Source organism: Rubripirellula lacrimiformis, from assembly GCF_007741535.1.
Lineage (GTDB): Bacteria > Planctomycetota > Planctomycetia > Pirellulales > Pirellulaceae > Rubripirellula > Rubripirellula lacrimiformis.
The window spans coordinates 4,107,413-4,126,987 of record NZ_CP036525.1; the positions used below are offsets into that span (position 1 = coordinate 4,107,413).

Genomic DNA, 19,575 nt, shown 5'->3' on the forward strand with positions numbered 1-19,575 from the left:
ACCCTTTGGCTACGAGGCGTCCCCGGCTGACTCAGGTTCGCCTGCCGTCGTACGAGAATTTGATGGTTTTCCTAGTCGTCAATTGACCAGATGGAATTTCCGTCTGATCCGAACGCGACCAGGAATCGACCACCTGATGACATGATGTATCGAGAGACAGGCCCCACCTGCATATCGAGGGTCCCCATCTCTCGACCGCTCTTCCAATCCCAGAATCGAATCGTGCCATCATATCCAGAGCTGACCAGAGTGTCGCCATCGGCTGAAAAAACCAGATCCGATACGCTTAGACGATGTCCTTTCAGCGAGCTGATGCGACTTCCATCGATCGCGTCTAGAACTTCGATGGTACCGTCGGTCTGGCCTGCGATGATCGACTGGCCGCCGGGGGCATAAGCGGCGACGCTGTTGGATCCCAATTTCTGTCCACTGTCCCAGATCGGTTCCATTGTTTCGCCATCGATCACGGTCATTCGCTCGCGACCAGTGATCAAGTACTCGCCGCGATGGGCCGAACACTCGACCCTGACAGCGTCACCGACGACAGGAATCGTGTGGACGATGGACCAATCCGAAGTGTCGAAGACGCATAGCTGATAGGCATACAATGCCAGCAGTCGCGATTCGTCGGTTGAAAACGCCAGCTTGCGGCAACTTTCTTCCGTCGTGCCTGGAAAGTCGGTGATCTGGTCTCCGCTGTTCGCGTCGATCACGACAAAGCCGGTTGGATTCGATGCGACGATCACGTCACCGTCCTTTGTCGCCACTGCGCAGTTGAAGTAGTCCGCTTGAACCTGACTGACCAACGTCGACGCTCCTGTCGCGATGTCGATTCGTGCGATGTCGCCGGTTTCTAACCGAACCAGAACTTGATTCGAATCGATCTCTCGGATCGATTCAGTGACGTAGGCAGGTTGCATCAATCGGGGGCAGTTTTGGGTGGAAAGATCCCAAACTTGCACTTGGCCCGATTCACGTGTTGCCGCGACTCGATGGCTGTCGCAAAAGACAACGCTCGTCGCGCGGTCATCGCCATCCACAATGGTGCGTGATGGCGGGAAACCGGATTCGCCGTTGCGGGCATCGATCGGCGCATCCCAGACGTGGACGGCGCCGTTGTCGCAAGCTGCGGCAATGAAACGCCCGTCGTCTGAAATTGCGATATCGCGAACCCGGCCACGCACTTCGTTCTGGACCGCGATGCTCTTTCGGTTGGGCAGATCGACCAACGCGACCGTATCGTCGCCCGCCAACACCACGCGTTCCCCGTTGCCCGACACATCAAGCGAATAGACGTTGAAATCGACGTCTAAATCGAACCACTTTTCAAATCCTGGTACATCCCAAACCCGGGCGTGCCCGAACTTGCCGATATCATTGATCGTTCGGTGAACCGTCAATAGTTGCTTTCCATCGGGAGAGAACTGCAACGATTCGTTTCGCGAATCCGTGGCCCAGCGGTGGAGTTGGTTGCCATCGACATCATGAATCGCCACGTCTCCATAACGGCCGGCCGATGCAAGAAAACGCCCATCGGGAGAGATCGCTACCGATTCGATGCTTGAGTCATGCGTGGACGGAATCCGCGTTGTTTCGCCTGTTCGAAGACTGCCAAACGACAACGGGTTGTCTCCATCGGGATGGTTGACTCCCGTCAGATAGTTCGCCGAGTCGGACGAAACGGCAATGGCGTTCATCCGTTGTCCGACCTCGAACTGACGCAGTTGCTGTCCGGTGTCGATGTCCCACAATCGTGAAGTTCCGTCTTCCCCAACACTGAGCAGATGTTTGGATTGCAGCACCACGGTCGCTTCATAGACGGGACCTTGGTGGCCGACCAATTGGGTGACGGTCGGCGGTCGTGACAGCCGATCCAACAGCCACCATTCGAATCCACGAAGATCGACTTCGTCGCCTTGGGGAAGTTGCCGGTCAAGGAGTTGATGAACTTCATCGATGTCCTGCAGAGCATAGGCGCGGTACGCCGATGCCATGTCCGCAACGTAAAGGTTTCGCTGCAACAGTTCGCGGCTGTGATCTAGATCCGAATTCGTCCGTTCAAGGACCGCGTTGATACTGGCCAGTTTTTCGTTCATGGCTTCCAGACGTCGACCACCGATGTGTTGGAATGCGATGACGCCCAGAACGATGGATGATAGAACGATGGCCGTCAGCATCGTCCGGCGTGGGTTGCGGACGACCCAGCGGATGGCGTGTTCGGCAATCCCGGGACGCCGCGCCTTGATGGCTTTGCCGGCTGCGAAACGCCGCAAGTCGCTCGCCATGTCAGCCGCGGTTGCGTATCGATCGCTAGGCACATGCGCCATCGATTTCAAAATGATCGATTCAAGCTGTCTCGGAATCGACGCTCGGATGCGCGATGGATGTGTCAAGCGTCCATCGGAAATTTCACGCCAAACCTGTTGCCGGTCACCGGCATAGGGGCGGTTGCGAGCGGCAAATTCGTAAACCGTCGCGCCCAGCGAATAGATATCTGTTCGGTGGTCAACCATCCGTTGTCCGGACGTCTGCTCGGGGCTCATGTAGTGCGGGGTCCCCACCACTTTGCCCGTTTGGGTCAGCAAGGTTTGACCTTCGCTCAGCAAAGCCAACCCGAAGTCCGCTAACCAGATTTTTCCTGCGCGGTCCAACAACAGGTTCGACGGTTTAACGTCTCGGTGCACAATCCCTAGCAAATGCGCGGAATGAAGCGCCTCGGCCACATCTGCCATCATGCATGCAATCGTGACAAACTCTGCGTTATTTAGCTTGTCGGCAAGACGGCAATTTTCCATCTGGTTCGAATGAACGTTGACCGGTCGGGTCCAAGTGCTCGATCCTTGCAGTTCAGAATCGTCGGCCGGGAATACCTTTGTGGCCGAGGAAGATAGAACCTGATCATCGGCCTGTTCACGTAGGGATGCGATCAGGCCGGCCAGTGACGGACCGTCGATCAGGTCCATCGCCAAATAGGGACGATCTGCGACTTCGCCGACTTCGATCAACGAAACGACATGCTGGTGATCAAGGCGTTGGACAATCTCGGCCTCACGCCGGAACCGTCGGTATACATCCTGGTCGCCGGCGATCGCAGGATCGATGACCTTGAGCGCGACCTCTTGATCGCTATCATCGCGGCAGGCCTTGTAGACGATCGACATCCCGCCGCGGCCAAGTTGCCCCAGGATTCGATACGGGCCAATCTGCGAGGGGAAAACGGGCGGCGGATTCGTTTCGAGGATCGTCTGGCTAGAAACCGGTGGGTCTGAGTTTCCGCTGGCCTGATGGCGGACCGCATCGAGGAATTCGCTACGGTACTGTGGCCATGAGCGAACGAATTGCTCTGGATCGACGTCCTTTCCCGTATCCATTTGAAGCTGATATTCATCCATCAGCTCTTCGATGCTGCCAATCGTTTTCCGATTCATCAGTAGCTACGCACGATGTGATTGGTTCTCTTGTGGCCAACTCCAACAACTAGCCAAGGGCATTTTAGTTGGTCGGACCACCCGGTGCATGGGGTTGTTGGGAACCTGCGTCTGCCGACACGGTCGGCGGATTTCGAGGCCCGTGCAACCGTAAACCCGTCGATGCAACTGGGCGACGCAGCAGGTCGTCGTGTCTCGATTACTTGTCGTGCCAAGCGGATTCCAGTTCGCGAACCTCCAGCGACTCGATCGTTGCCTGGCCCCCGATCGCGTGGATCGAAACGATCGGAGCCTCGTTTTTAGGGTCGATGTAGTGAGCCGCAAAGCTTTCGCCATCGCTCGAAAACGCTTCCAGGGTCAGGCGATCAACCAACAGACGCAGCGATACTTTTCCATCACGCAGGGCGACTTTGTCGATGGTCGTTTTCGGGATCGGATTTCCTTGGTCATCGACGCCGTCATGATTCAGCGTCTGTTTCTGGACGTCATAGCGAACCGAAACACGCGGCAGATCAAACACGACTTGCTTTGCTGAACCTGGTGTGAAGGTGACTTCAAGGTCGATCAAATCCAAGTCGGAGAGGTCCGCGATTGCGTTGGTCCCGGGTGGCAGCGAGATGTTCGAATACGTGTGTTTCTTTCGGACCAAGGAACTGATTTCGGGGATCGGCCAAACAAACAGTCGTATCCCTGAATCGGTTGTACGCAGCGTCAGATCGCAAGGAAACGCCATCTGTTGATTGTGGGGCAACCCGTAGACATCGGCAGAGTTGGGACCGCCACGCATCCAACCCATTTGGACCACCCGACCATTGGGGGCCTGATTGAATGATTGGGCTGCATAGAAGTTTCCTTGCGATGTCTTCAGGGCATCGGTTTCCGAATGGAACTCTTTCCCGTCAAATTGCCCAATCTCGTAGTCGAAACTTGCGTCATAGATGACACACTTGACGTTCTTGGCGTCTCCGTCGACGGGCAGAAAGACGACGTCCATGCATTCGAATGCCCAGTCACGCATCAGGTCGGATGCAAATTCCCAGTCGACCAAGTTTTGGGATGTGAACCAACGCACTCGGCCAGGATTTTGCTGGACCCAAAGGGCCATCACCCATCGCTGGGATGGTTCGTGCCAGAACACTTTAGGGTCGCGTTCACCCTTGTCAAAACCTTGGTTGGGGACGACTGCGCGGCCCTCGTTCCAGTAGGTCCAGGTAACGCCCAGGTCCGTGCTGTAGGCCATCGCTTGATAGAACAGCGGTTGGGTGGCGAAGGTATAGAACGCGACCATGGTTTTGGTATCGCCGACCTGCTTGCCGAGACTGTTGTTGTGGTCCACAACGGCAGTGCCCGAAAAGATGGTGCCCATCTGACGGTCGACTCGGTAAGGCAGCAAAGCATGGTCATGTTGATTCCAATGCACCATGTCTGAACTGGTCGCATGGCCCCACGTCATGTTGCCCCACTTGGGGCTGTCGGGGTTGTGTTGAAAGAACAGATGATACTTTTGACCGTCGAAGACCATTCCATTGGGATCGTTCAGCCAGTTTTTGCGAGACAGAAAGTGAAACTGAGGTCGCAATGGTTGGTCGTAGGCTACATCGGGGTATCCAGACGCAGAGAGATCGCCGGCCAGCGAAAACTCGTTGCTCATTTCCGGGACGGGCGTGTCCCGACCGCGAAAGTCATCAACGTTGATGTGGCCCCAACCGCCGGTCGCGGTGTCAAAGATTTGAAGTCTTGCCGATTTCCCCACCAAGGATGTGACGTCGTAACTGAAGTTCGACATCGTCTCGCTGTCGACGCCGCTTGTCATTTCGATCTGGCGGTCGTCGCAAAGCAAGCGAACGCCCGTCTGGCCGGGAAGGCTACCGCCACCGATTCGGAAAGCCAGAAATGGCTGTTGGATGGTGAAGGATTGGGAGGTAAGCGTGCCCGTCAATTGGTCGCCCGCAATGGCCCCCGGATGCCCCGTCTTTCCATCGTTGCGCTCGTAGCCGCCGATCCACCATTCGCCCTGCAGGTTGCTGGTTTCTCGATTCCTGATTTTGGAATTATCACCATGGGTGGGCTGGATTGCGAAGGCTTTTCCTTCGGCGGTCCAGCCATCCAGAGTTCCCTGTTCAAAGTCCGAATTGGGGAACAACAGATCGTCCGCCATGGGGGGCGTGATCAGGGCATGTTGGACCAGGATCGACATCCCGCCATAGAACAGGACGCAAAGAAATTGATTCATGTTGGTTTCACAGGCAGGCGTAAAGCGGAACCAGCATCGATCGGAAGACGATGTTCAATTTCGCACGCACCGCTGCAGAAAAAGCACCGAATCGATTTCGTTGACGTGTCGCTGGCATGCCATAATGTAGTGGAAGACGTCCACGCAATGTGACCATCGGAAGAATCACGTCCGAGTCGCAAAGTCGGAAACCGTCCCACCCAGGGTGATCGTCTGCTTCGCCTGGCTAAACGGTTGCCAACGTGGGAACCGGTTGCGGCGGAAACGCGAATCGTCCGCTGTGGGCGGGACCCACGTCCAGGTGTGCTTCGCCATATTGGGTCTGCACATGTGCAATCACCCGGTCGGCCAGTGGCACTAGCTGAGACGCTTCACCATCTTCGAACACCACAACCGACGTTTGGCGTTTCTCGGCCATTGTGACCGTGGTTTCCAAATGGTTTGCCAACATGGTTTGCACGTGATCCGATTCGTGAACCAAAAAGAATCCGGATGAACCAAATCGCTTTCTCGGTGATTCATCATCTTGTGGCGATAACGTGATCACCATCAACCCGTCCTCCAGCACGCTAATCAGACGCAGGTTCGGGTTGGTTTCGACCTTGCCGTTGAACACACGTTGAAGTTCAGCGACGATCACGCGGTTGCAACCGATTTGGATCGCAGAAGACGAATCCACACTGCCCGATTTCCAGTGATGAAGCTGGGGCTCGGAAAAGCCTAGTTTGGCAAGCGTTCCTGCTTGCTGCGCCACCGGTTTCGAAGGCGCTGCTTTGCCCATGGAAGCGAAGCGTCGGTCAATGAATGGGCGAGTCGAGATGGCGTCCGAGGGTGTCATGCTGCACGCCTTGGAGAATGACATTTTTGACTGGGCAGATGCCTTGGAAGTCATTGATGGCGCGCATTGACCCGCGGCTGGTTCGACCGATCGATGCAACTTTCCAGCCGCAAAGTTGGTGATCGATCCGAAGATGGCGGCTGTCCCAAAAGACAATGCGACAAACCCCAATGAACACTTCAGTAGATCGCCATGCATTTCGTGGATGTGTCCCTGGACAACCATTTGGTCATAGCCAAAGCTGACCAAAAATCCGCCGATCACCAGATACAAGAGCCGCGTCGGTGTTCCTGCGCGACCATAGCGAATGGGATATCCCAGCAGACTTACCATCGCTGGTGCGGGAAAGAAAATGCACGTAAGCAGCGACGGACCGCCCGAACAACCGATCACCAACCCAATCACGACCGCAGCAAAGCTAACGGCAAACCACTGGTATGCGTTTGTGCGCGCAAGCGGTGTTTCGACGGGTTCGAAAACGTAGAATGGATAATCGCCAACTGCAGAATCATCAACCGCGGTTTCCCCAGAGACAAGTTTCGTGAGAACGTTGTCGGAAAACGCCTCTTCCGACATCGGGTGCTGGATCGACCGAATCAGGCCGGTCAGCTGTTGCGATAGTTGGGAAGAATTGCGGCGTGTGAAACGACCGGTCAACGTGCCTGTATCTTCGACCTGTCGAAACGCGTCTTCGATCGCCGATGGATTGTTCGCGATGACGACTTGGACGGTTACGTCCAAGGGATCGCTGCTGCGGGGCATCACCGTAATGACCGAGTCGCTTTGCGATGGCGTTTGCCGGTCAAGGTCGGCGGCGTCTGGCTGATCAGACTGGTCCGTTGGATCGGATGGCGACAACTGCGCCGCATTCGCGGGGTTTTCGCCCACCAAACGCACATCGACCAAGCGAAGGTGGCGGTTTTCAAGCAATCCCTCGTCGACAAGTGACTGCCAACTCCGTTCCTCTGGCTGATCTTCCATGGTCAAAACGTGGTGCAGCTTGGGGGTCGCGATCAACGCGCCTGCCAATAGACCTGCACATGCCAGCGTGCCGCCGACAATGACAAGGATAGAACGCGGTCGTGCAACCGTTTGGCCCGAATAGCCCATGAATTGATTCCGTGAATGGTATGGTGGCAACGAATGCTTCCCCCCCATTAACGTAGGTCACGAGTGTGCAGTGTAGGAATGCACGACCGAGCTGCACCCAGGAATCCAGGATGACCGTCGGGATATCCCGACCATGCCGGTCATCCGGATTCGTTTGAACAAACCGACCGTCGTCCCAGACCGAGAGTTCGGCAGTCGATCCACGATGCGTCGTGCGAACGGTTCAAAGGCCAACGCCGATCGCAGTCATCCACGTCGATGACCCGGTCGATCCGCGACCAGGGCTGCGAGGATGCATGGTTGCTGATCGCCGATCGCGAGCCGAGATCACCAACGTCGCGTTCCTGACCGGAATGTTTGGTCCGGGGAAATTCGCGAGACGCATCGCCTCGTACCCGATCTTCGTCGGTGGTGCTTTGAATGTCGCTTTCGCGGATTCCGAACACGTCATCATGTTCCAACCCGACGAAGTGCACTGAATCGATCGCTCGCTCGTCCCCGGCGTCGTTCACCAAGCTGCAAACAAGGACCGACGAATCCGCCTGCACTTGATCGCTGGCTACGCAGATGTCACTCGAGGTAACTGATTCTATCGTTCCTGCGCTGGCGAAGCGGTCGATGTTTGTCACTTGATCCACTGTCGATCCGAAATCCAGTGGGTTCCAGATTGCAAGGGTGTCTTCGGCGACGGCGCTGGTCGAATCCGAATCCCAAGGCGATGCGAAGCTTGAATTAACGTGCGTTTCCAAGACCGTGATGGGGCGTGTGGGCAATCCCCGGGCGGCCGAACTTTCGATGATATCGACTTGGTTGGGATTTCTGACCATGGTGTCAGGTGTCGTGGTCTTTGTCGTCGTCATTGTCGTCGTTTGGGGAGCCACGGCCGCGGAAGGAACTTGCACCCGATTGGCTTGGTTGTCGTCATCCGGTTGCTTGGTGATCTTCACGATCACGGTCGTCACATTCACGCGAATTTGTTCCGTCGTGCTTCTGTTCCGACTGCGGTTGTGCACATCGCCAAAGTTGAATGAGATTTTTCGGCCATCGTTGATCCAGGGCACGGCAGCGCCGGTGATGGATGCATTGTTCAGGACATCATCAAAGCTGCCGATGCTGGTTCGCAAACCAGGGGAAGTCTCGATCGTGGCGCCGACGTAGCTGAGACCAGCGGGAAGCACATCGGTCAGCTGCAGGTTGCTGGCGCCGTTGTTCGGGACATCGACTGTGATGTGGTAGTTCACCAAGTCACCGACGACAGAATCGCGTCTGCGTCTTCCAGATTCGACGTACTCGGTATCGACGACGCGTTTGCGGACGTGCCATCTGTCGGCCTGTTCGGTGATGGTGTGGTCCATCGGCGTCGCCGTCAAACCCTGGGCGACTTCACATTCTGGACGATCGTTGGGAGGCTGGATTGTCGGGTCTGCGGATGTCCCGACATCCAGCGGTGCGATGTCGAAATTGTGTTCAGATTTCCGGACAATATTGTCGCTTGCGATCGGTGACTCGGTCATTGGCCCGGTCAGCTGGAACTGGCCGCACACAGCGAAATCCAGGGCGGCTTCTGTGCCGACGCAGCTTTCACCGGCTATCCCAGGGACTTTCAGTGGCGCGCCCGACGCATCACGAAGGAAGGGGTGATCGATCGTGTCGGTCGCGGGATCGCCGCCGCTTTGGTCGGCGACGATCAGTTGGGAAATCGACAGATGCATGCCCACCGACGATACGTCAGACCGGTCCAACACGTTTGCGACACTCGTTCCTTCACCACCATTGGCCGGCAGCATCAGAACGATCAAAGGACAGTAGGTGGTGCTCGATCCAGTGCTGACGGAGGTCGCATCGAACGTGAACGTCTCGCTATCGGGAACCGGATCAGTCGTTCCCGTCTCGTTGTCCGCATCCGCATCCGCATCCGTTTCCGCCCGGGCGGGTTTGGCGAGCATGACGACGTCCTGAATTTCCGGACGGCGGATACCGAGAACGCTCGGTCGCTCGGCAACATTGTTGCTATCCCGATCGGCCCCATTGTCGAGTTCCCGCTCTGCCCCGTTGGCGATTGGACGTCGCCGATCCCCACGACGGTGGGACGTGATGGTGGCCTGGTCGCCAACGACAATGTCTGCACCGGTCAGTGCCGAAAGGTCGGCGATCAGATCGCGTCCCTCGGACGACTGGTCCAAGTCGCAACCATACAGGATGATCTGACCGGTCTGGCCCAGCGCATTGCCCCACAAACAAATGGGACCGGCATTGGTCATCATTGTCTGGGGATTCGCCCATAGGTTCCCAAGTCGCAGTGCACCTTGCTCGCTGTGCGAAACAATGTGCAGCGCGCTCAGCTCACTTCGCGTCGCCAAGATCCGCGACACCTGTTCGACACCATCGCGATCGGCGTCCAGCAAGACAACGGTCAGGACGCGATCCTCATCCGCCTGGCTCATCACATCTTCGACCAACTTTTCGTAGTCAGCCGCACTGCGGTCGACGATCACCAATTCTCTGCGCGTTGCCGGCAATCTTGTGGCGGGGCCATCGCTGTTCATCTCGATTGGTTCACCGCTGACGGTCGCGCGGTCGTCCACAGGTTGCCAGAGGCGAACGGGACGGCTTCGATCGGATGTCGTCATTTTCATCGAACTGTCTAAGAGCAAGAATGGCAAGCCGAAGGGGTGGGGCAAAGACTCCGTATCGAAACGAACATGCCGATCGCGGAGTCCACGTGACTTACATCAGCATCTGATCGGGTTACGGTTGACGCCAACCGGCGGCGAGCCGCGATTCCCACGCGAATCTGTTTGGGTCAGTTTGGATATGCCGATCGGCAGGACCTTTCGGGTAACGCGGTCCACAGAGCGACTTCCACGCACGGATTGCCTCAAAACCCTGCGAATTCAGGCCACAGGACGCCCATCGCGTCCCCCCCGATCACCGTGCAGGTTGGCATCCATTCAAGGCGAATCTACCTTGGAAAGAATGATCGACGGCACCTGATTTCAGGCTGCCGGGATTGGCTGCCGTAGGGCTATAATGCCGGGTGCCCTGAACCTACAATTTGGGTGGGTGTCACTGCCCGCCACGGTGGCGGCGATCCCTCGTTCATCGGTTGAACCTGGCCTTCATGTCTGAACCTGAAACCACCATCGATTGGTCAATCCAGATCCGGTTGATCCGCAACCAGTTCGAGGCGGCACTTCGCGCCGGCGAAACGCTTGACGGCATGGATTCATGGTTGCGACGGGTTCCCGACGAACATCAAGAGTCGCTGCAGGTCTTGTTGGAGCAGTGCCGTCACTCGATCGGTAACGATTCGATCGAAACCAGGATCCTGGCGTCGGATGCTGCTATTGCTGCCGCGTCGTCGCAGTCGATCGATGTCGGCGACCTAGGGCATGGATCTGCCGTGAACCAGTGCAAGACATTCGCAGGGTTGGCGGCAGACGCGAGTGAGTCGCTGCAAACCAAACTCGTTCAACGCTCTTTCCCGCGCGGCACCACGTTGCTGGTCCAAGGCAAACCGGCAACCGGTTTGCATCTGTTGCTTAGCGGTACGGTCGATATCGTCGATGTCAAAACCGGCGAACGAATCGATATCGATGGTGCCGGATCGGTGCTCGGTGAGATGTCATTGCTGACAGGTCAAAATTGTTCAGCCAATGTGGTCGCGACTTGCGATGTTCAATCGCTGACATTGTCGGCAACCGACTATCACGAACTGAAAGCACGTCATCCGGAGATCGAGATCGCGCTGAGCCAGTTGGTCAGCGATCGTCTGGGGGGGCGAAATCATGACGCACTATGCGGCAAAGAAATTGGCCGATATCGCCTGACGCGTTGTATCAATCGCGGTGGCATGGGGGTGGTCTACGAAGCTCAGCATGTCGAACGTGGCGATTGGGTCGCGTTGAAGATGTTGCGGCATCGATTCATTTACAACGATGCAATGCAGTCGCGTTTCGACCAAGAAGCCGTGTTGCTTGCCGGACTGCGACATCGCAACGTCGTGACGTTCCAGGAAAACTTCCTTGCCTATCGCACTCGTTTCCTGGTCTTGGATCTGTGCGATGGGTCCGATCTGTTCCGAGTGCTTCGCGAACACGGTGCGCTGGGCGAGGCCGGCACGCGTGCTGTGTTGGGACAGATCGCAAAAGGTCTTCAGTATGCCCATGACAGCAACGTCATCCATCGCGATTTGAAGCCAGGCAATGTGCTGGTCAGCCGCGATGGATGCGTCAAGTTGACGGACTTCGGCCTCAGCAAACTGCTGGAGTCCGAAGTGACCGATGGCAAGGCCGTCGGAACCCCCGCCTACATGCCGCCCGAACAGTTTCGAAGCGGCGAAATCGGTCCACCCTGCGACTGGTACGCGCTGGGTTGCATGGCGACCGAAATGTTGACCGGTCGGATGTTGTTCCGGCAAACTAGTTGGCGCGACTTGTACGAAACAAAACGTACCAGCATTCCGACGCGTGACTGGCCAGCGATCGATGCTAGCCGCGAAATGAAGAACATCATCGCGGGGTTGTTGGCACCCGCGGCAAGTCAGCGAACGGCCGACTTGGAAAAAATATCAACGTGGGCAGACGAGGAAACGGTACGATCCATCCTGGTCGGTGGCGACGTCGATCGATAGCGGATTGCCTAGCTATAGAAGCAAAGATAGGCCGTCGTCTGTTCGACTTTGACGGCGAACTTGACGTTTGCTTCGACGCGAAATTCGGTGCCCGACGGGAATGACTGAAATTCGCTTTCACCGGGCAACTTGATCAACAGTTCGCCGGAAGTGACCTTCATCAGTTCCTTTTCGCTGGTGCCAAATTCGTATTCGCCGACCGCCATCACGCCCGCGGTGGCTCGGCCCTCTTGGTTTTCGAACGCGATGGAGGTCACTTTGCCGTCGAAGTATTCGTTGACTTTCATTTCTGTCAGGCCCATGTTGGCGGTTGCGGGGGAAGGGATCCATCCACTGGTACTGGATGGGCAGACGTTTTAGCCGACTGTCGACGTATCGACTAGCGAGGCAAGTGCATCCGAGATCGCAACGGTTTGTCGTTTTCGGTTCAGGAAGAAATGGACGTGCTCGTACCCGCAGCTCAACAACAGCTGCATGGCCGCTTCATAACCATCGGCGACCCGGTCCGGTTGGTGGGCGTCGGCCCCCAGCGTCACGGGGATCCCGCGAGCGTTCATTTCGCACAACATGTCGGGAAACGGGTTCATTTCCGAGATGCGTTTGTTGATTCCCGACGTGTTCAGTTCCATTGCCACACCCGTATCTGCGATGGCGTCCAGCGACGACCGGATGTCGTCCATAACCGCAGCAGGGTCCCAGGTTTCGGAGAACAGATTTTTGATCAAATCGGGGTGTGCCAACGAATCGAACAGTCCCGTTTGGGCCGCTTTCGCCAGCAAACGAAAATAGGTTCGCTGGACTTCGATCGCATCATCGCTCCAGTATCGTTCTCGAAATTCGTCGATCTGTGGATGGACGGACCCCAACACGAAATGAAAGTCGGCCGAATCCAACTGTTTCTGCAGGTACGATTCGTGCCCCTCGAAATAGTCCGCTTCGATCCCGAGACGGACATCGACGCGGCCTTCCCACTGTTGGCGGGTCTGTTCGACCAGATCGATGTACTCGCCGAACTCTTCCTCTCGCATTCGCACGCGAGCCGAAAATCCATTGGGCATCGGGTTGTGGCAGGTCACGATCAGCCCCCGCAATCCTCGCTGTTGGGCAACGACCGCGTACTCGGTCGGCCATCCGTCGGCATGATTGCAGAGCGGCGTGTGCGAGTGCGATTCGAACAGGATGCCGTTGGCAGGGGCAATATCGGGCGATGTCACGTCAGAGTTTTCCTAGAAATCGAGGACAGATCACCAAGACCAGTCGGTAGACCTACACCCTATGCGGAATGTCAAAACGCCACGACCCCACTCGGATCCCTCGGGGGGCGTCGACTCGACTTTGCGGTCAACCACGGGGTGGGGCCAGAGCGACCCTAGGCGGCGTTTCGAAGCATCGGGGTTTGGCGATTGGCCAGAAGGGCGGCTTCACAAACAGCCAGTCGTCGCTCCGCCGCTTCGATGCGAGTCTTGTATTGCTGGATCAACAGCTTGCCGCGTGCCGTGCCCGCGCTCAATCGTGCCTTCAAGCGAGCCGTTTCGGTCTTGCTGGTCTCCGCTTCCGCTGCGATCTCGGTCAACGATTCCAATTTGCGTTGCTGGTCCTCGTGTTGTTCGCGAAGCACTCGCAGATGTTCGGCAAGCTCGCTGCATTCCATCAACAGAACGGCTTCACGTTGTTCTTGCGTCTTGGTCACTCGCCGAGTCTCGTTTTCGGCACTGGCACGCTGTCCCCGCTCGTGTTCCAGAGAACCCGTCAATTCATCGATCGTCGTTTGCAGCGCGTCGATGCGGGTTTGAAATTCGCTGTCACGTGCCTGCTGCGATTCGATGGATCGTTGTGCTGCGATCGCCGTTGCTTCGGTTGTTTCCTGCTGTGCAGCGAGTCGCAGTTCGCGTTCTTGTTCCCATGACGTCGTCACATCATCGATCGTCGTCTGCAGTTGGTTGATGCGGGTCTGGAACGTTTCGTACTGGGATTCCTGGACTTCGATCAACCTTCGTTCCTGGTCCTGCAGTTTCGCCAGCGTCGCTTCGCTTCGTTGCAACCGATCGGTCGCCTCTTGTGATAGCTTCCACGACTCGGCGAGTTCTTGACGGGTTTGGATCAGTTCCTGTTTTACCGACACCAGATGGGCGCTGGCGGCGGCAAGGTCTGCCTGAGTCGATTCGGCCAACTGGATCGCCGCATCCTTGGCGTCGGCGAGTCCCTGGACTTCAATCCGTTTGTCGTTGAGTTCGTTTTCCGAAGTCTGGTGTTGCTTGCTGGCCTGTGCAAGTTCTGACCGACACTGGGCCAACGTCGCACGAACGCGAATCAGTTCGTCGTCTTTCGCACGAACTTCGTCGGCAACATTGTCCAAATCCGTCTCTGCTCGTTTGGCATTGATCTCGGCGTCGGATACCGCTTGGGCCAAACGATTTGATTCGGTTTCGTGGCGAACGATCTCTTTCGAAAGGCTGTGACATTCGCGACGCAGTTCGGTGACCGCCAACCCAGCTTCGTGCAAATCGAAATCCTGACGTTCTAAGACTTGGACCAGCCCGTCATGGTTCATGGCAAGTTCGTTCAACCGACCATGGACTCGCTGCAGTTCTTGCGATTGGTTCTGGCTGATCGATTGAGTCCGGTAGGCCGTGTTCTTCCAAACCGACAACGCACGCAGAGACTCTTCCAATGCACCTGTTTGCTGTTTGGCCAATCGGTCGCCCAGCACCGATGCCGCGTGGAATCGATGGGCTTCCCGGTCGACGTTGTCCAGTAGCGTTTGTAGGCAGCGGATCGTATGCGATTGTCGCAACGAATCGTCAGCAGCATGGGCGCGACCGGCCTCGGCGTTCTGCTTCGATCTTTCAATTTCGATCTTCAACGCAGCGATCGTCGTTTCGCTGGATTCCAGCCGAGCCTTCAGTACGTTCGTTTTGATTCGCGACTCGGCAAGGTCGGCATTGGATTGGCTGCGGATGCGGTCCATCTGCCGGGATGCATCTTCGGCGTTGGTTTTCGTTTCGGCCAGCTGATCGGCCAAGGTTCGGTTCTGTTGTTCCAGATCGCTTCGCTGTGCGTTCCAGGCCGCGCGGTCTGTGACCGCTTGATGCTTCAGTTCGGCAATCTGATGTTCGGCGGCTTTCGATCGACATTCCGCGTCGCGTTGCCAACGGCGGAACTGGTCCGCACGTGCAGCGGCAGCGATTTCCGCAGCCTCGTGGGCCCCGCGAAGTGTTCGCAGTTCCTGTGCATGGCCTTCGATCAAATCAGCGGTATGCTTCTGCGCTCGATCTCGGATCGACTGGACTTGCGAATTCAGAGATTGAATCTGCGTCTCTTGTTCGGCCAAATGCTTCTCGTAGCCGACGACATAGGCGCGGTATCGTTCGGACTCGGTTTCTCGCAGACTCTGGTGTTCGGAAAGCTGACTGTGAAGCAGATCCCGCTGTGCGGATGCCGCATCCAACTGGACGGTCAACTGCTGGGACTGCGTCGATGACTCGCGAAGCGAAGCCTCTAGAGTCCTGATATCGTGGCCCAGACGTTGCAGTTCACTCTCGCAACCTCCACCGACTTCCGACAAAATTCGATTAGCCGCATGCTGTTGCGGCGTCAGCAGGTCCTGCAGTTTGTCCCGGCGAATCTTGACAGCTTGATTTGGTTTCGTGCTGCCGGATTGCTTGGCCGATCCACCAGCGATTGCCCGGTTCGCAGCATCGACGCTCATTTCCGGACGAATCGTCGCCGAAACTCGCGCCCGAGATCGATCCGCCGTGGTGGGCTGGCGAAGGATCCCAATTGGCGGATCGTCAAGCGAAAGGCGTGCAACCTTCCCCGCAGGCAATGGCTGCGCAGCCGGCGAAATCGCCTTGGCAGACGATTTTTGACGAAGATCTTGTTTGTCGAGCCACCACATCACGCGACCTCGTGTCTCGCTTACGTGCCTATCTTGGGTTCATCCCGTTTTCCAATCCCAACAGTACCGAATTGCCCGAACCGAACGCAAACCCAAGTTTTTTATGGGCGCAGGGCCTGCGGAAACGGCGGTGCCTGAATGCTGGATCCGCGTCGCTTCGCTCCTTGATCCGGCCTACTGGATGGACCGGGGGGGCTTTACCCGCATTTGGCTTCATCCCAATCGCCCGGTGGGGGCGATTGGGCGATCATTCGATCGGCGAGGGGGTGGGACTAGGACTTGTCTGCGCGACGCAGAAGCACGACCCAGTCGTTCGCTTCGGACAATGGATCCGGTGACCCTGGGGGATTGCCCAGTTCGACCGAACCACCACCGGAAACCTGACTCACCGAACCGTTGGCCAGCGAACCACCGGTGCGGGGGTTATGCCACTGCACCGTGTACGTTCCGTCTGCATCCGACAGGTCCAGCGACGCCGATCCCAGCTCGGGCAGGTACACGACGTAGGTGTCCGATGCCTTCGCCAAGCAGAAATTGCCCGGTTCATGCTTGGGGTTGCCGATCAACGCGTCGGCGTTGGTCATTTCCCAAAACGGAACTTCGTTGTCGTGGAAAAATTCAATCGCGATTCGGCAATAGTCCCAGCTCTGGTCGCGGCTTCGCCAGTCTTCGCAAACGATATCGTTCTGGTCAAACTGGTACCCAAAGTAGTACTCGCATCCGGCACCGCCACCCATCAACGTTCCCCAAAGGGTTTGTTTGCGGACCTTGTGTTGGGTGTAGGCCATCTTTCCGTTTCGGTCATGCCCGTCGAATCCGTTGTACCCCAGGTCGGGGCATTGGGCGTGCGCGGCCGAGCCCGACTCGTCGAACGCTACCACCCACGGTTTGCCCGCTTCGGTCGACTTTTTGACCCAGTAAACGGTTTCGGCATGAGTGGTTTCTAGGCTGCTGTTTTGCAGCGACACACCTGTCAACTGAGACTTGTCGCCCAACAGTGGTCCGTAGACCTGGTCCTGTTGTCCCGGGTACGTGTGGATCACGATGGGGTGATCGTAGGCGTCGGTTTCCGCGATGTAGTTGATCATCGCTTGGTGTTGTTCGTAGGTCTGCGTGTTCTCTTCACCCAGGTTCCAATTCAACGCCAAGTTATGTCCGAATCGAGCGATCAGTTCGCGGATGTAAAGTTTCCGCTGAACGCCCAAGTCGCCACCGTCAAGCGATGCGGGAACATTCCCATCGCCACGTCCCTTGTTATGGTCGTCGTTCTCGGTTTCTTGCATCTTGAAGTGCAAATACATGCCACGCTGCGTACCGTGATCGAACACCACCGACCACTGGCCCAGTTTGCTGCAGTCATAGTGAAGCTTGTCATCGCGGTGAATGAACGGCCACACATTGTCGCCATCACCGGCCGCGTTGTAGGTCAAGAACGAAAACGCGTTGCAGCCTTTCCCGGACAGGTAGTTGATGGCACCGATCAACCCTTTGCCCTTACCGTCGCCCCAAGTTGGGTCGCCCGATTGCCAATCTTTCTCGTGTGCCGACCACGTTTTCAGCGGCGCTCGCTTGGGATTCCCCGCGATCGTGTTGTCAAAGTCGGTATACGCCAGCAGAGTTTCCGGTGCATCGGCCCCAACCTTCAAAAAGTACTTGCCGGTTCCGGCGAACTGCAGATATCGTTTGCCGACATAATTCAATCGGCCTTGGGCCCGCAGGTCGGATCCCGTTTTATCCGACGCTTGCACGTCGAACGAACCGGTCAGACCATCGTAGGGTTTGACGGCAGATGACTTGGCATCGTCGTCCAGCGCGGCAAGTTTTCCCTGCTGGAACGACACCTTGTACGTCCAGGTTCCCGGACGATCGGCCGCGAAGTTCGCACGCCACACGGTTCCGGAATCCGCCGATGTGTTGGCGGCGTTTCCATCGGCATCAAAGTACCCAGGGATCTGGTAGCGAACGCCATCGGGATGCGAAAATTCGACCGTCATCCGATAGTCGGTAAACGGGTTGGGCACATTGTCTTGTTCGTGTGCGTAGGGGCCCTGGATCGTCAGCATCGTGCGATGCCAAGTCTTCGTGGCACCCTCGATCTTAACGCTACCATCGCCATTTGCTTGACGCGGGGTTTGAAGCGGCGCGTCGCTGACCGAACGTGTCGGACTCGACTTTGCCGATTCGGCGACCAGCTTGGCTTGTTCTTTGAAATGCGGGGCGGCCGCTTCACGCGTCGCCTTGTCCGCTGGCCGAAAGGCAACACCTGCCCAGCGCGCTCGGCTGTACTCTTTCCCATCGCTGCTTTGGATCTGCGATTCCACGACCACGATCGCTCCCTCGGTCAGCGCCACCTTATTCCATGTTTTGTGGAACGTCTTGCCCTCTTCGTAAGTCTGTTTCGACAACGGGCATGTGTGGTCGCCGATCTTCTCGCCGTCTGCACTGACTTGGTAAGTCGATTGGCCGTCGTTTTCACCGACGGCAAGCAGCGTCACGTCATAGACACCGGTGGGAAACGGGAACGTCCGCTCTGCCTTGCCCTGTTTGTCCTTTTCGGGGTTGATCGCCATCCACTTTTGGTTGTCCAGGTAGTAACCCGACTTCTTTGCCTCTGCGAACATCTTCGCAGTCATCGTCAGCTGACGCTGGTCCGCTGCGGTCGCGGGCTTCTGTGCATTGGGTGCCTCGTCGGCCACAGGCGCCGTATCCGCGGTCGGTGGAACTGCGGCTACCAAACGGAACGACTTGGGCGATGTTCCCGATTGGACCCTCGACTCTGGTCCGGCGTCGTCGGGACGAACAAATTCGCGGTCGGTCGTCATGAACCATTTGTCGAACTCGAATCCATCTTCGCGCATCGAGAAATGGATGACGTGGTCGCCGGGTTCTTTGATATCCAGAAAGATCTTGTGAGGTTCGCCGCAGTGGGTCTCGTTGGTGCGTTGATTGCTGTCCCAACGCCATGTGTTTTTACCTTGGCACCATTGCAGACGCTGTCCACTTTCGGGCCAGGTGCCGTCGATGCCGACGTGCAAACCATTGTCTTCGGGGCCGGTGGAATGCGCGCGGACCCAAACGTAATAGCGTCCCGGCGTTTGGATATGGACGCGATAGTCCAACACCGCCATCTTTCCCGGTTCAGGCGAAAAATTGGTACCCCGGATCAGTTTGTCTGCGTGCGTGCGGCGAGTGTCGGGCAGAATTTCTAGATACGCACCGCCACTGGCTCCGGCGGTGTGATTGGGGTCACCGTCGGGAGCAACCGCGGGAGTCAAATCGGCGTGCGTCAGATAGAACGCTCGCGTGTCCGTTTTGGATTGCTTGACAAAATGCTCCGCCTCGACGGCGACCATGCCGTCACGCTCGGCGAAAGTCAGTGACGAATCTGCGATCGGTGCCTGACCCTGGGCCGCAGCAAAGCCAGTTAAAATTGCC

At 57.0% G+C, this 19,575-nt stretch carries 9 protein-coding genes; 1 reads left to right on the forward strand and 8 read right to left on the reverse strand.

The features are described from left to right. Positions 1–71 precede the first annotated feature (71 nt). The 4 genes from K227x_RS14375 to K227x_RS14390 all read right to left on the reverse strand — a co-directional run bounded on the left by K227x_RS14375 (position 72) and on the right by K227x_RS14390 (position 10,239). Entirely contained in the window at positions 72–3,428 is a 3,357-nt protein-coding gene (locus tag K227x_RS14375; RefSeq protein WP_145170466.1) for a serine/threonine-protein kinase, read from the reverse strand. 199 nt (positions 3,429–3,627) lie between these two features. Beyond that, complete coding sequence (locus K227x_RS14380; protein WP_145170468.1) at positions 3,628–5,661, reverse strand: glycoside hydrolase family 32 protein; 2,034 nt, start codon at positions 5,659–5,661, stop codon at positions 3,628–3,630. 226 nt (positions 5,662–5,887) lie between these two features. After that, on the reverse strand, positions 5,888–7,609 hold the full coding sequence (locus K227x_RS14385) for a hypothetical protein (RefSeq protein WP_145170470.1): 1,722 nt from the start codon (positions 7,607–7,609) through the stop codon (positions 5,888–5,890). Between the two features lie 140 nt (positions 7,610–7,749). Next, a complete protein-coding gene (locus K227x_RS14390; protein WP_218934008.1) occupies positions 7,750–10,239 on the reverse strand; it encodes a DUF4347 domain-containing protein in 2,490 nt (829 codons plus the stop codon). Positions 10,240–10,730: 491 nt separating this feature from the next. On the opposite strand from K227x_RS14390, the gene K227x_RS14395 reads away from it, so the two are divergent. Continuing rightward, positions 10,731–12,242: a protein kinase domain-containing protein gene (locus K227x_RS14395; protein WP_145170474.1), complete on the forward strand. Its 1,512-nt coding sequence runs from the start codon at positions 10,731–10,733 to the stop codon at positions 12,240–12,242. A gap of 8 nt (positions 12,243–12,250) precedes the next feature. Here the strand turns inward: K227x_RS14395 and ppnP are convergent, their stop codons facing one another. The 4 genes from ppnP to K227x_RS14415 form a co-directional block, all read right to left on the reverse strand. Continuing rightward, entirely contained in the window at positions 12,251–12,529 is a 279-nt protein-coding gene (gene ppnP, locus K227x_RS14400) for a pyrimidine/purine nucleoside phosphorylase (protein WP_145170476.1), read from the reverse strand. Between the two features lie 69 nt (positions 12,530–12,598). Beyond that, the gene (locus K227x_RS14405) at positions 12,599–13,456 is read right to left on the reverse strand and encodes a histidinol-phosphatase HisJ family protein (protein ID WP_218934009.1); all 858 of its coding nucleotides are present in this window, start codon (positions 13,454–13,456) and stop codon (positions 12,599–12,601) included. 155 nt (positions 13,457–13,611) lie between these two features. Then, positions 13,612–16,140 carry a coiled-coil domain-containing protein gene (locus tag K227x_RS14410; RefSeq protein WP_218934010.1) on the reverse strand — a complete coding sequence of 843 codons (2,529 nt, stop codon included), beginning with the start codon at positions 16,138–16,140 and terminating at the stop codon, positions 13,612–13,614. 272 nt (positions 16,141–16,412) lie between these two features. Continuing rightward, entirely contained in the window at positions 16,413–19,493 is a 3,081-nt protein-coding gene (locus K227x_RS14415) for a DUF5060 domain-containing protein (protein WP_246146849.1), read from the reverse strand. Positions 19,494–19,575: the final 82 nt, after the last annotated feature.

Bases quoted from the DNA above. Each gene is read 5' to 3' on its own strand.
- K227x_RS14375 (WP_145170466.1), bottom strand. From the start codon at position 3,428: ATGAATCGGAAAACGATTGGCAGCATCGAAGAGCTGATGGATGAATAT.
- K227x_RS14380 (WP_145170468.1), bottom strand. From the start codon at position 5,661: ATGAATCAATTTCTTTGCGTCCTGTTCTATGGCGGGATGTCGATCCTG.
- K227x_RS14385 (WP_145170470.1), bottom strand. From the start codon at position 7,609: ATGGGCTATTCGGGCCAAACGGTTGCACGACCGCGTTCTATCCTTGTC.
- K227x_RS14390 (WP_218934008.1), bottom strand. From the start codon at position 10,239: ATGACGACATCCGATCGAAGCCGTCCCGTTCGCCTCTGGCAACCTGTG.
- K227x_RS14395 (WP_145170474.1), top strand. From the start codon at position 10,731: ATGTCTGAACCTGAAACCACCATCGATTGGTCAATCCAGATCCGGTTG.
- ppnP (WP_145170476.1), bottom strand. From the start codon at position 12,529: ATGAAAGTCAACGAATACTTCGACGGCAAAGTGACCTCCATCGCGTTC.
- K227x_RS14410 (WP_218934010.1), bottom strand. From the start codon at position 16,140: ATGTGGTGGCTCGACAAACAAGATCTTCGTCAAAAATCGTCTGCCAAG.
- K227x_RS14415 (WP_246146849.1), bottom strand. From the start codon at position 19,493: ATGGTCGCCGTCGAGGCGGAGCATTTTGTCAAGCAATCCAAAACGGAC.